The following is a 12,560-nucleotide window of genomic DNA, read 5'->3' as shown; positions in this document are numbered from 1 at the left end:
TAAGCGTGTATTACTGCGAATCTTTGTTACGAAAACAGCGATAATCCGGCTTTAGTCTGAAGACCGCCTCGGTTACTTCATGTCACAATTTGTCGTCTACTTTGAGAGCGACCCATGGACACCCTGCAAAACATGCGTGCTTTTAGTTGCGTAGCGCAAGTCGGCAGCTTTACTGCCGCGGCTGGGCACCTGGATACGACCACCGCCAACGTCTCGCGGGCGGTCTCCAACCTTGAAGCCCATCTGCAAACCCGCCTGCTCAACCGCACCACCCGGCGCATTGCCCTGACCGAGGCCGGCAAGCGTTACCTGATGCGTTGCGAACAGATCCTCACCTATGTCGAGGAAGCCGAAGCCGAGGCCAGCGACGCCCATGCCCGCCCGGCCGGGCAGCTGAAGGTGCATTCGATGACCGGCGTCGGCCAGCATTTCGTCATCGATGCCATTGCCCGCTACCGCGAAACCCACCCGGACGTGACCTTCGACCTGACCATGGCCAACCGCGTGCCGGACCTGCTCGACGAGGGCTACGACGTGTCCATCGTGCTGGCCAGCGAGCTGCCGGATTCGGGCTTCGTCTCCCAGCGCCTGGGCATCACCTACAGCATCGTCTGCGCCTCGCCCGACTACGTGAAACGCCACGGTATCGCGCACAAACCCAGCGACCTGCTCAACCATGCCTGCCTGCGCATGGTCAGCCCGGTGATCCCGCTGGAGAAGTGGCTGTTCGACGGCCCGGAAGGCCAGGAGATGGTGAACATCACCCAGGCGCCGTTCCAGGTGAACTCGGCCGATGCGATGAAAACCGCGATCCGCAGCGGCATGGGGGTCGGCGTACTGCCAATCTACTCGGCCATCGATGGCCTGCGTGACGGCTCCCTGGTACGGGTGATGCCTGACTACCGTTTGCAGGAGCTGAACCTGTACGCGATCTACCCGTCGCGCCAGTACCTGGATGCCAAGATCAAGACCTGGGTTGAATACCTGCGCAACTCGTTGCCGGAGATCCTCGCCGCCCATGAAGCGGACCTCAAGACCCACGAATTGCTGATCGCCAACTGAAATCTTGCTGCACAGAAGCGGTGGAGAATGATAGCGTGCTACCCATTCTCCACCGCCCGCAGAGATTTCGCCGATGAAAAAGACCGTCCTTGCCTTCAGCCGCATCACCCCGGCGATGGTCGAACGCCTGCAGCAAGATTTCAACGTGATCGTGCCGAACCCCAAGCTCGGCGATATCAGTGCCCAGTTCAACGCAGCCCTGCCCGAGGCCCATGGCCTGATCGGGGTTGGCCGCAATCTCGGCGAAGCGCAGCTGGCCAATGCCGGCAAGCTTGAGGTGGTGTCGAGTGTGTCAGTGGGCTACGACAATTACGACCTGAACTACTTCAATGCGCGCGGCATTGCCCTGACCAACACCCCCGACGTGCTGACCGAAAGCACCGCCGACTTGGGCTTTGCCCTGCTGATGGGCTGCGCCCGCCGCGTCGCCGAACTCGATGCCTGGACCAAGGCCGGGCAATGGCAGGCCACGGTTGGCCCGGCGCAGTTCGGCAGCGATGTGCACGGCAAAACCCTGGGCATCGTCGGCCTGGGTAATATTGGCGCAGCCATTGCCCGCCGCGCACGCTTTGGTTTCAACATGCCGGTTATCTACAGCGGCAACTCGCGCAAGACCGCACTGGAACAGGAGCTGGGTGCTCAGTTCCGCAGCCTGGATGGGTTGCTGGCCGAAGCCGATTTCGTCTGCCTGGTGGTACCGCTTGGCGCCCAGACCAAACACCTGATCAGCAGCCGTGAACTGCAGCTGATGAAACCCAGCGCCTTCCTGATCAACGTATCGCGTGGGCCGGTAGTGGATGAAGCGGCGCTGGTGGAGGCCCTGCGTACTAACACCATCCGCGGCGCCGGGCTGGACGTGTACGAAAAGGAACCGCTGAGCGAATCGCCGTTGTTCCAGTTGCCCAACGCCCTGACCCTGCCGCATGTCGGTTCGGCCACCGCCGAAACCCGTGACGCCATGGCCAACCGGGCCATCGACAACCTGCGCAGTGCCCTGCTCGGTGAGCGGCCGCGGGATCTGGTCAATCCGCAGGTGTGGAAGTAACAGCAATCGCGGGGCAAGCCCGCTCCCACCGGCATATCACAGCCTCGGTGGGAGCGGGCTTGCCCCGCGATAAGGCCTACCTCAAAGCAACAGCAGCGCCAACCTTGGCCTTGGGCTTCCTGAACACCAACACATTCCCCAGCATCACCAACACCAGGCCAGACAGCGCGGGCGCCGTCCACTGATACCCTTCATAGAACGCCGACACATTCAACGCCACCAGCGGGAACAACACCGTGCAATACGCCGCACGCTCCGGCCCCATGCGCCCGACCAGGGTCAGGTAAGCGGTAAAGCCGATCACCGAGCCCGGAATCACCAGATACAGCAGCGAGCCGATGTAGCGCGCATTCCACTCCATATCGAAAGGAATGCCGCTGAACAGGCAGTATGCCGCGAGCATTCCGGCACCGTAGAGCATGCCCCAGGCGTTGGTGGTCATAGGCCGCAATCCGGCTTTCTGCTGCAGGCTGGACAGCATATTGCCCGCCGAAAAGCACAAGGTGCCCAGCAGCGCCAGAGCCAGACCGATCAGGGTTTCACGACTCGCGGCGTGGCCCGACAACTCCGGCCAGAACAGCAAGCCCAGCCCACACAAGCCCAGCGCAGCGCCGCCGAGCACATTGGCAGCGATCTTCTGACCGAAGAACACTCGGGCATTGAGCGCGTTCCACAGGGTCGCAGTGGAAAACACTACGGCGATCAGCCCGCTGGGTATCCATTGGCTGGCAGTCAAAAAGCACATGAAGTTGACGCAGAACAGGCACAAACCCTGGGCCAGACAGATGCCATGGCCACGCCGGTTCATCGGTTGCAGGCGACGGCTGAGCAGCAGAATGGCGAACAGGATCAGCCCCGCCAGGGCGAAGCGATAGACAATCGACACGGGAATGGCGACCACACCCAGCTGTAGTTTCAGGGCGATCCAGGTAGTGCCCCAGATCAATACGGTCAGCAGGTACAACGACAGGTTCATGGCAGCACTCCTCGCATCCAGGCTGTCAGTCTCCCGCTGCACGGGCTGAGTGCGCTTGCAGATTCTTGCGCATTTGCTTTGCTCACAGCTGTCAGGCGTTGTGCAGCGGAGTAGGATGACCGCCAGAGGTAGCGCAAATGACCACGTTGGACCAGCTGCAAGTTTTCAAAGCCATGCACGATTCACCCCATGCCCGTCTGGAGCACAGCGCGCACCTGGGTGACGGCCTGGCAGCAGCCTTGTGGAACAATCGTCACGACGCCCGCGACTACGAAGCGCCAACCCACCACACCCTGTCCTGCTACATCGCCGATGGCACCGGCACCTTTCGCCGTGACCGGCCCAGCCACAAAGGCGCCCCCGACAAGCTGTGCATCATGCCCGCCGGCTCGGCGTCGCATTGGGTGGTCAATGGCTCGATCCGTCTGGCGCACCTGTACATCAGCGAGGAACAGTTCGCCCTTGGCTGCATCAGCCTGCTCGACCGCGAACCCCGCGAACTGCAATTGCAGGAAGCGACCTTCCTGGACGACCCCGAGCAAGCCCGGCGTTTTCGTCAACTGATCGCACAAAACTGGGACGAACCGGGTGAACGCCTGCTGACCAGCACCCTCGCCCACGAGATACTCGACCATGCCGTGCTCAACCAGGTCGGCCTGCGCCGGGGTTTGCGCCTCAAGGGTGGCTTGGCCGCGCACCAGCGCCGACAACTGAACGATTACATCGAGGGCCACCTGGATCAACCGCTGAGCCTGGGTGAGCTGGCGGCGCTGTGCAACCTGTCCGAGTACCACTTCGCGCGGATGTTCCGCGAAAGCTTCGGCCTGCCGCCACACCAATACCTGCTGGCCCGACGCCTGGCCATGGCGCGTCAGCTGCTGCGCTTTGGCGACCTGCCCTTGGGCGAGGTCGCACTGCAGTGCGGCTTTGCCAGCGCCAGCCATTTCAGTAACCGCTTTCGTCAGGCCCTGGGGGCAACACCCGGCGCATACCGGGCGGCCTTCAGGTGCTAGAACTCAAAAGTGCTGGACAGGCTGACCTGACGCGAGTCGCCCAAGGACACGAAATAGCGATTCACCGCTGAGGTGTAATAAGTGCGGTCGAACAGGTTCTTCACGTTCAGTTGAAAGCGCACCTTGTGCTCATCCACACGGGTTTCGTAGCTGGCGAAGGCATCGGCCACAGTGTACGACGGCAGGTCGAAGTCATTGACCGGGTTACCGGCGCGTTCACCGACATAGCGCGCCCCGGCACCGAGGCGCAGGCGGTCACCGCCCAACACGCTACCGGCGTCATACACTGCCGACAACGCGCCGCTATGACGCGCCACATTCTGCAAACGCTTACCTTTGAGCTCAGGGTCTTCAGTGACCTCGGCATCGGTGAAGGCATAATTGCCGATCAGGCTCCAGCGCGCGCTGAGCTGGCCGCTCAGGTCCAGTTCAACGCCCCGTGAACTCACTTCGCCAGCATTGCTGTAGAGCGTGTCGCCGCTGACCGGGTCGAGGTTGGACACCAGGACGTTGCGCTTGGTGATGTCAAACAGGGCCAGGGTAGCGGTCATTGCGCCGGGCATGTCCAGCTTCGCCCCCAGCTCCCACGACTTTGCCTCTTCCGGATCAATCGCCGAGTCCAGGACCAGGCCACCGGTCAGCGGCGCGATGCTGGAGTTGGGCTTGAACGATTCGGTGTAGCTGCCGTAAAACGACAGGCTGTCATCAACCTTGTAGACCAGACCTGCACGCGGCACCCAGGCCTGGCCGTTGTTATCGGTGTTGGCGTTGAACGGTCGGCCACGCCCGGCGATCTGGTCGTACATCTGATAGCGTGCCCCCGCGACCAGGATCCAGTGTTCGTCGAGGTGGAGCGAGTCCTGGACGAACAATGAGTCGCTGCGCAGTTTATCGGTCTGCGCACTGTCGCTGGCACGCACCGTGGTGCCTTCGACCTCGCGTCCGTACACCGGATCGAGGTAGCTGAAGGTGGTCAGGCTGCTCTGACGGATCAGATCGTCCCGGTAGATCTTGCGGTGCTCGTTGTCATAACCGAACAACAGATCGTGCTGCATGCCGGCCACTTGCACCTGACCCTCCAGGCTCAGGGTGGCAAAACGGTCGTTACTCAAGGCGCCGCGTGTACCGTCCATGCTGCGGGTCAGGGTGCCATTCTGCGGGTTCACGGCAGTGACCCGAACCTGACTGGCGTCGTAGGTCTCGCGGTTGTAGCTGTATCCAAAGTGCGCTTTCCACTCATCACTGAGCTGGTGATCGACTTCCAGCCGATACAGGTCCGAACGCCCTTCCATGTCATTGAAGGGTTCATCCAGGCGACGGGTGCTGGGGATATCCAGCGGATGATTGGTGCGAGGATCGATGGCTGTGCCGCGGTCGAAGGGATAGAGAAACTCGCGGTGCTCGTAGGCCAGCAACACCTGAGTGCGCTCACCGAACCACGCCAGCGATGGCGCCACCAGCGATTCGCGGTGCACACCAAAATTGCGCCAGTAGTCTTCGTCTTCATGATCGAGCACCAAGCGGTACGCAAAACCGCTATCTCCCAGCGCACCGGTGCTGTCCAGGCCACCGCCGCTGCCGTTCTTGCCGCTGCCATAGCTGGAGCCACGCAAGTTCAGCGCGTTATAGGACTGCATTTGTGGACGTTTGCTGACCACATTGATCACGCCGCCCGGGTCCTGGATACCGTATAGCAACGATGCCGGGCCCTTGAGCACTTCGACCCGTTCGGTCGTGGCATTGAGGCTGCGGCCCTGCACGACAGGCATGCCATCGCGCATGATCGAGCCGTCACGGTTGTCACCAAAACCGCGCTTCATCACCGTGTCCTGGGTGCCGCCGAAGTTGTTGCCCTGGGTGATGCCGCTGACATTGGCCAGAGCGTCATCGAGGTTGCGCGGGCTCTGATCCTTGAGCACCTGAGAGGCAACGATGTTGATGGCCTGGGGGACGTCCTGGATAGGCGCCTGACTCCGCATGACTGAGCTGCTCGGCGGCGGCTGATAACTATAGGCGGCATCTGCCTGGGAAGTTACCTGGGTCGCATCAAGGCTCAGTGTACCCGCGCTCGCCTGGGGCTCGACCGTCAAGGTACGGGCGTCGATGCGTCGGTAGACCAGCCCGGAGTTGCCCAGCAAGTGCTGCAACGCCTGCTCGGCACTGAGGTTGCCCCTGAGCGCAGGCGCCTGCAATGCCGGCAACTCGACGGTGTAGATCACACTCTGGCCAGTGACCCGGCTGAAGTCGTTCAGGGCCTGAACCAGAGGCTTTGCGGGCTGGGCAAAAGCGAACAGCTGACGTTGCTGTTCAGACGCCTGGGCCAGCACAGGCAAACCGCTACAGGCGGCCAGCGTTGAAGCGCCGAGCCAGATGGAAACGCAACGAGCCGCAGTAGGGGGTGCCCTGAACTTCATGAACGGTGACCTGTAAGGGAGTGAGTATATGCGAATGAATCGCACTTCTGCTCATTACACGACTGCCACCGCAAGTTACCTCACCCGCAGATAAAAATATTTTTTCAGCGCACCACTGTCACCCGCCCCAACAGCGTGTGACGTTTGAAACCAAGCACCGCTCCGAGCGAGTCCAGCGCGGCCAACGGTTGGGCGGCGGGGAAGCTGCCACTGACCGTGCGCTTGGCCAGTTCGCTGTCAAGCAGCAGGATGCGTCCTGGGTAGTAGCGGGCCAGATCATCGATCACCACACTCAGCGGCACCTGATAATAATTTAGCCAACCCTGGCGCCAGGCCAGCCGGGCCTCACTGTCCACTGCCTCGACGTTGCCGAGCTGCGTATCACGGTAGGCCAGGTGCTGGCCGCCAGCCAATTGCTGTTGTGCCTGCCCAGGCGCTGCGCTCACCGCGACGCGCCCGGACAACACGGTCACCTGCGCTCCGGCGTCCTGGCGCCGCACCTCGAACTGAGTGCCTAGGACATGCACAGCCCCATCACCGGCCACAACCACAAAAGGCTCACCGGTGTGTGTCACCTGGAAGAATGCCGCGCCGCGGTGCACCCGCACCTGACGCTGGCCCTGGCTGAACTGCACGGAGACGGCGCTACCGGCATCCAGGGTCATGCGCGACTGATCGGCCAGGGTAACCAGCCGTACCTGCCCCGCCGCCGTCACATAGTCGGCCTGCAGGTCCTGCACCCAATAGGCGGGATGCCAACCGGCCAGAGTACCCAGTGCCAGCACCAGGCAAGCCACCGCCGCAAAGACCCCGCCACGACGCCAATGACGGCTTGGCTGCGGCTGATCCATGCTCTGTAGGTAGCGCTGCAAGGCGTCCGACTCTTGTCCGGCGAGGGTCCGCGCCGGCCCTTCTGTCAGCCGCCAAAGCGCCTGAGCCTTGGCGTAAGCATGCGGGTGCGCGGGGTTGGCCAGCAGCCAGCGTTTGAACGTTGCGCCCTCGCTCAATGCCGGTTGCTCGTTGATTTGCCTGAGCCAGTGCAAGGCGGCCTGTTCCTGCTCGGCGGTCGGTATGATCGACGGGGCGGTCATGGTGCATTCCCTGGCTGGCGCGCCCCGGCTGGAGCCACGGCAATACTGGCTTTGCACGCGTCCAACGCGCGCATCATGTGCTTCTCTACAGCGCTTTGGGAGATGTCCATCGCCTTGGCGATCTCGCCATACTTTCGACCGTGGACACGATTGAGCAAAAAGATCTGCCGGGTACGCTCAGGCAACTCGCGCAATGCCGCTTCAATGCGCTGCAGGTCGTCGTTGAGCTCCAACGCCGCATGGGGCTCGGCGACGTGGCAATCATTCACGCTCAACTGCAAGCTGTCATTGATCCGTCCACGCGCACCTTCGCTGCGCAGGTGATCGATGGCGATGTTGCCTGCGCAACGCAACAGATAGGTGTCCAGCGCTTCGACTCGTACCTGAGGGCGACGCCAGAATCGCAGGAACAGGTCCTGCACCAGATCCGAAGCAGTGGCCCGGCAACCGACCCGGCGACTGACCAAGGCTTCCATACGCGGACGCTGGGCCAGAAAAACCTGGAGAAAACGCGCACGACCACTGGCGCAATCGACATCCGATGCGGGTTCACCCGATAAATCCAGCGGCTCGTTCATCTGTTCACTCGGGCAACATGGCCAACACGGGGCCAAGCACCAGGCTGAGCCCAACCAACCTTAGCAACAGACGCGGTCGAAAAGGCAGTAAAAATACCCACAGGGTAACGCCAGCCATCAATACCGCAAACAGTTCGACCAGGCCCATGGCCCACCCACTGTTGTGCACGGCCAGGTACACCGCCAGCAACAGCAGCAAGCAGCCGCCGATGCGCAGGACACGCAAGCGCATTGCGGCGGGAGCGGCGCCGAGCAGGACTTTGTAGTGTTTCTCCATGGCCAGGCACAGACAGGCAAAGCCGGCAAAACCGAACAGGGCAACGGCCAGCATCAACTCACCTCGCTTTCGATCAGATGGGCACTGGCCGCTTTCGCCGCCTTGGGCGCACGCTTGGCGACCACCACTGGCGGGCGCCACATCTTGCGGGCAGCCCAGGCGAAGAACAGGCCACAGCCCAGCGCCGTCAGGTCGAAGCCGGCCATGGCCCAGTCGCCGGCCGCAATCGAATGGATCAAGCCTTGGCCTGTGGTCAGCTGATTGAGCAGCGGCAAGCCCGTCCACAGCAGCGCCGCCAGCCACAACTGTTCGGCCCAGGCTCGGCGCCCCGGGCGCAGCACGGCGTGCACCAGCGACAGCGCCCAGAGCAGGAAGAAACTGTTCACTTCCCACCCGGCACGTCCTTCCAGACCAACCGGCAGCAAGCGGTTGGCCCAGAAGAAGGCCGCCACACCCAGCAACAAACCGCTCATGCTGGCGATGTTCAACACTTCCACCAGGCGCAGCTCGAAGGGCTGTGTACCGCTCTTGACGTGTTTGAGCTGGCGCTTACCCAGCCATAGCACCAGACCGGTGCCGATCACCGCCGTGCCGGCCACGCCGAAGAAGAAGTACAGCCAGCGCAGCCAAGGGCCGGCGAACATGCCCATGTGCAGGCCGTACATACCGCTGGCAATCACCACCGGGGTCGCTTCGGTTCTGCTGTCGTTTTGCAGCGTGCCGTTGACACCATCGAACACCCAGCCTCCGCCACGCTGATAGGCAATGCGACCACCACCATGCCGGGAGAAGCGCACACGGGCATTCTGATCACCCGGGTTTTGTACTTCGATCCAGCCGTGGCGACTACCCGGCGCCTGTTCCTGGAACGCCCGGTATAGCGTCGGCAGCGGCAACAACGGCGCGGCAACACCGGCCACCTTGACCTCTTCAGACGCACCGAACAGATCATTGAAATAAGCCCGGGTGTTATCGCCATAGCTGGCGATGATGCTCGCCGGCATCACCAGTGACATGAAGATCACCAGGCTGCTGTAGCTGATCATCAAGTGAAACGGCAGCACCAGCACACCGATGGCATTGTGGCCATCCAGCCAGGAGCGCTGGCCCTTGCCCGGGCGGAAGGTGAAGAATTCTTTGAAGATTTTCTTGTGGGTAATGATGCCGGTCACCAGCCCCAGGAGCATGATGAAGGCGGCAAAGGTCGACAGCCAGCGGCCCCAGGGATGAGGCATCTCCAGCTGGAAATGGAAGCGGTAGAAGAAATCGCCGCCGCGGGTCTCGCGAGCCTGGACCTCTGCGCCAGTCGCAGGGTCGAGATTTTTTTCAATGAAACCGCGGCGTCCGGCCCCCTCTGCCCGCCAACCGACACTCAGGCCCGGCCCGCGTGCTTCAGGCAGGCGGATGAACCAGCTGCCAGCATTGGGCGCATGTTCCTGCAGGTAGTTCTGCGCCAGCGTCAGACTGGCCAGCGGGTCGTGCGGTCGAACCGTTACCTCGGGCTGGGCCCAGTGATTGATCTCCTCCTTGAAGTAGGACATGGTCCCGGTGAGGAAAATCGCAAACAACAGCCAGCCGAAGATCAGGCCGGTCCAGGTGTGTAACCAGGCCATGGCCTGGCGAAAGCCCTCTTTCATCAGTTTTTCATCCAGTAGGCCAGTCCATTGATCGCGCCCAGCACCAGGCTCGGCAGCAACACACCCAACCAGGCCTGCCAGGCGCTGCGACTGGCAAAGCACCAGAGAAAGGCCACCAGGTAGAACAGAAATGACAGCATCATGCCGCTGACCACCGCTTCAGCTTTCGGCATCGGCGTCAGCAGGGTGATACAAACGCTGGCCATCGCCGCCAGCAGATAGCCACCGAACACAGCGGCCAGGCAACGTGAGGTCACGGCCAGGCGATAACTGAGGGGCAACCCGGCGGCTTTGCTTTTCATGACGTCCATTCCTGGTGAAGAATCACTAATAGTAATGATTTAGTTTCTCACAAGCAAAGCCGCTGACCGGATACTCAGAACGACACGTCGACACCCACGGTGTAGCGGCGGCCATCCAGCACGGTCTGGTAGTTCTCGTAGTCGACCTCCTTGTTGAACACGTTGTAGACACCGGCCAGCAATTTCACGTTTTTGGTCACCCGGTAAGTGCCGCCCAGGTCGACGAAGGTGTAGGACGGCGTGCCATCGGACATGGTGGTGCGGCCCAGGTAGTCAGAGGTCTTGCCGCGATAGTTCAGGCGCACCCAGGTACCCAGTTGGTCGGTGGTCTGCCAGTCCAGGGTGGCGTTGACCATGTGCCGTGGCATCTGGTTCAGCGCCTTGCCCTTTTGCGGGCCGCTCTTCTGTTCGGAGTCGGTGAAGGTGTAGTTGCTGGCAAGCTTCAGGGCCTGGGTGATTTCCCAGTCCAGGGTCGCTTCGATACCGCGCATCTGCGCCTCATCGACGTTCACCCGGTCACTGATGAACTTGTACGAAGTACCGCCGATCTGGCACTGACCCGATGCATTGCCGGTGCTGTCGGTGCAGCGGCGGGTTTCGGTGATCTTGTCTTTGAAGTCGGTGTTGAACACGGTCAGACCGGTGGAGAAGCCTTCCAGGCTGTCCCAGATCACGCCGACCTCCTGACTCAGGCTCTTCTCCGGCTTGAGGCTGGAGTTACCGACGATGATTGCCGGGTCGCCACCGCCACCGGTGATCTGGCCCCAGTCATCCACTGCTGCGCGGATGTCCGGCGAACGATAGCCGCTGGATACACCACCCTTGACGGTCCAGTGCTCGGCCGGGTGATACACCCCATACAAGCGTGGCGACCAATGGGTACCGTAGTTTTCGTCCTTGTCCATGCGAATGCCGCCGGTCAAGGCGAAGGCTTCGGTCAGGCGCCATTCGTCTTCGGCAAACAGGGCCCAGGACCAGCGCGTCAGCTGGTTGACGTCGGACGCCGCGGCCAACTGGTTACCTTCGTCAGTGAGGTCTTCGTACTTGTAGGAACCACCCACGGTGGTGATGTGCGAATCGCTGAAGAACGACACCTGCGAGTTGAGCACGGTGTTCTCCAGCTCCATGCGCCGGCCCGGATTCTCGATCTTCTCGCGCTGCAGGTAGCTGTCGGTGGTGATGCTTTCCCAACGTCCGGAGTGGCTGATCGCGAAGTTGGTGCGCTCATAGTCACTGAAACTATCGGAAGAGCGCGCCGACTTCCCTTTGTGGGCATAACGGTCCTGCTCGGATTTGCCCGCTTCGAAGGTGATGTCGTTGTGTTCGTCAGGGGTGAACGAAAGCTTGGCCGTGCCGCTGTCGGTACTCTGTTCGTTGAAGCCGTTGGTGATGTGGTCTTCGTCGCGACGCGAACGCTGGCCATAGAGCTGCAAGCCGACCAGGTTCTCGATCAGCGGCCCGGAGGCGAACGCACTGGTGCTGTTGTAATCGCCGGAGTCGGAGCGGTCCTGGAAGGTCGCTTCGCTGCGCACGCCGCCATACCAGTTGGGGGTCACTTTGCGGGTGATGATGTTGATCACCCCGCCCATGGCGTCGGAGCCATACAACGACGACATTGGCCCACGGACAACTTCGATGCGCTCGATCGCCTCAAGTGGCGGCATCCAGCCTTGTTCGATCCCGGCACCGTCACTGTTGGGGCGGGTTGCACGCGAGTCCTGACGTTTACCGTCGACCAGCATCAGCGTGTACTTGGAGGCCATGCCGCGGATGCTGATGTCGCTGGAGCTGGCGCCACCGGTCACCACGACACCCGGGACATCTTTCAGGGCATCGGTCACATCACGGTAGGACTTGTTCTCGATCTGCTCGCGGGTAATCACCGAGATCGACGCCGGGGCATCCTTGATTTGCTGGGAGAAACCGGAGGCGGTGACCACCACGTTGTCCAGTTCCATAGGCTGCTGGCCATCGGCACTGGCCTGGGCGCAGTACAAGGAGCAAAGGGTAATTGCGAGGCAGGATCGAGTGAAAAGCGGGGACACGTGGAGCTCTCCCTGAGAAATGTAAAGGTTTGGTAAACCATTCAGAGGGCGAATGCTATTGATTCTCAAATGAGAGTACAGCTTATTTACGTTATTTACATTTTCCGGACTTCGTTTTTG

General features: G+C 61.5%; 11 protein-coding genes. 3 read left to right on the top strand and 8 right to left on the bottom strand.

The features are described 5' to 3' along the window. The first annotated feature begins 114 nt into the window (after positions 1-114). Both C6382_RS14150 and C6382_RS14145 read left to right on the top strand, forming a co-directional pair. Positions 115-1,062, top strand: coding sequence for a LysR family transcriptional regulator (locus C6382_RS14150; protein ID WP_107025043.1), 948 nt, complete (start codon positions 115-117; stop codon positions 1,060-1,062). A 73-nt stretch (positions 1,063-1,135) separates the two neighbouring features. Then, complete coding sequence (locus tag C6382_RS14145) at positions 1,136-2,107, top strand: D-glycerate dehydrogenase (RefSeq protein ID WP_107025042.1); 972 nt, start codon at positions 1,136-1,138, stop codon at positions 2,105-2,107. Positions 2,108-2,183: 76 nt separating this feature from the next. Here the strand turns inward: C6382_RS14145 and C6382_RS14140 are convergent, their stop codons facing one another. After that, positions 2,184-3,083 (bottom strand): DMT family transporter, encoded by a 900-nt coding sequence (locus tag C6382_RS14140; protein ID WP_107025041.1) that lies wholly within the window; start codon positions 3,081-3,083, stop codon positions 2,184-2,186. Between the two features lie 137 nt (positions 3,084-3,220). On the opposite strand from C6382_RS14140, the gene C6382_RS14135 reads away from it, so the two are divergent. Then, positions 3,221-4,096 carry an AraC family transcriptional regulator gene (locus C6382_RS14135; protein ID WP_107025040.1) on the top strand — a complete coding sequence of 292 codons (876 nt, stop codon included), beginning with the start codon at positions 3,221-3,223 and terminating at the stop codon, positions 4,094-4,096. Here the strand turns inward: C6382_RS14135 and C6382_RS14130 are convergent. The 7 genes from C6382_RS14130 to C6382_RS14100 all read right to left on the bottom strand — a co-directional run bounded on the left by C6382_RS14130 (position 4,093) and on the right by C6382_RS14100 (position 12,440). Further along, on the bottom strand, positions 4,093-6,510 hold the full coding sequence (locus C6382_RS14130) for a TonB-dependent siderophore receptor (protein WP_107025039.1): 2,418 nt from the start codon (positions 6,508-6,510) through the stop codon (positions 4,093-4,095). The genes C6382_RS14135 and C6382_RS14130 overlap by 4 nt on opposite strands. Positions 6,511-6,614: 104 nt before the next feature. Then, positions 6,615-7,601 carry a FecR family protein gene (locus C6382_RS14125; RefSeq protein ID WP_107025038.1) on the bottom strand — a complete coding sequence of 329 codons (987 nt, stop codon included), beginning with the start codon at positions 7,599-7,601 and terminating at the stop codon, positions 6,615-6,617. Continuing rightward, positions 7,598-8,179: an RNA polymerase sigma factor gene (locus C6382_RS14120; RefSeq protein WP_107025037.1), complete on the bottom strand. Its 582-nt coding sequence runs from the start codon at positions 8,177-8,179 to the stop codon at positions 7,598-7,600. Before C6382_RS14120 ends, C6382_RS14125 begins: the two co-directional genes overlap by 4 nt. 4 nt (positions 8,180-8,183) lie before the next feature. Further along, positions 8,184-8,510, bottom strand: coding sequence for a DUF3325 domain-containing protein (locus tag C6382_RS14115; protein ID WP_107025036.1), 327 nt, complete (start codon positions 8,508-8,510; stop codon positions 8,184-8,186). Further along, entirely contained in the window at positions 8,510-10,093 is a 1,584-nt protein-coding gene (locus C6382_RS14110) for a PepSY domain-containing protein (RefSeq protein ID WP_107025035.1), read from the bottom strand. Before C6382_RS14110 ends, C6382_RS14115 begins: the two co-directional genes overlap by 1 nt. Beyond that, positions 10,093-10,395, bottom strand: a complete 303-nt coding sequence (locus C6382_RS14105) for a DUF3649 domain-containing protein (protein WP_107025034.1) — start codon at positions 10,393-10,395, stop codon at positions 10,093-10,095. The genes C6382_RS14110 and C6382_RS14105 overlap by 1 nt, the downstream gene beginning before the upstream one ends. A 74-nt stretch (positions 10,396-10,469) precedes the next feature. Beyond that, positions 10,470-12,440 (bottom strand): ligand-gated channel protein, encoded by a 1,971-nt coding sequence (locus C6382_RS14100; RefSeq protein WP_107025033.1) that lies wholly within the window; start codon positions 12,438-12,440, stop codon positions 10,470-10,472. Positions 12,441-12,560: the final 120 nt, after the last annotated feature.

Origin of the sequence: Pseudomonas sp. BBP2017 (assembly GCF_003024385.1) — a bacterium.
In the GTDB taxonomy this organism is placed as follows: Bacteria; Pseudomonadota; Gammaproteobacteria; order Pseudomonadales; family Pseudomonadaceae; genus Aquipseudomonas.
Note: the sequence above shows the minus strand (reverse complement) of the source record. Positions and strands in the feature narration are given on the sequence as shown.

Bases quoted from the DNA above. Each gene is read 5' to 3' on its own strand.
- C6382_RS14125 (WP_107025038.1), bottom strand. From the start codon at position 7,601: ATGACCGCCCCGTCGATCATACCGACCGCCGAGCAGGAACAGGCCGCC.
- C6382_RS14105 (WP_107025034.1), bottom strand. From the start codon at position 10,395: ATGAAAAGCAAAGCCGCCGGGTTGCCCCTCAGTTATCGCCTGGCCGTG.
- C6382_RS14145 (WP_107025042.1), top strand. From the start codon at position 1,136: ATGAAAAAGACCGTCCTTGCCTTCAGCCGCATCACCCCGGCGATGGTC.
- C6382_RS14150 (WP_107025043.1), top strand. From the start codon at position 115: ATGGACACCCTGCAAAACATGCGTGCTTTTAGTTGCGTAGCGCAAGTC.
- C6382_RS14135 (WP_107025040.1), top strand. From the start codon at position 3,221: ATGACCACGTTGGACCAGCTGCAAGTTTTCAAAGCCATGCACGATTCA.
- C6382_RS14120 (WP_107025037.1), bottom strand. From the start codon at position 8,179: ATGAACGAGCCGCTGGATTTATCGGGTGAACCCGCATCGGATGTCGAT.
- C6382_RS14130 (WP_107025039.1), bottom strand. From the start codon at position 6,510: ATGAAGTTCAGGGCACCCCCTACTGCGGCTCGTTGCGTTTCCATCTGG.
- C6382_RS14110 (WP_107025035.1), bottom strand. From the start codon at position 10,093: ATGAAAGAGGGCTTTCGCCAGGCCATGGCCTGGTTACACACCTGGACC.
- C6382_RS14115 (WP_107025036.1), bottom strand. From the start codon at position 8,510: ATGCTGGCCGTTGCCCTGTTCGGTTTTGCCGGCTTTGCCTGTCTGTGC.
- C6382_RS14140 (WP_107025041.1), bottom strand. From the start codon at position 3,083: ATGAACCTGTCGTTGTACCTGCTGACCGTATTGATCTGGGGCACTACC.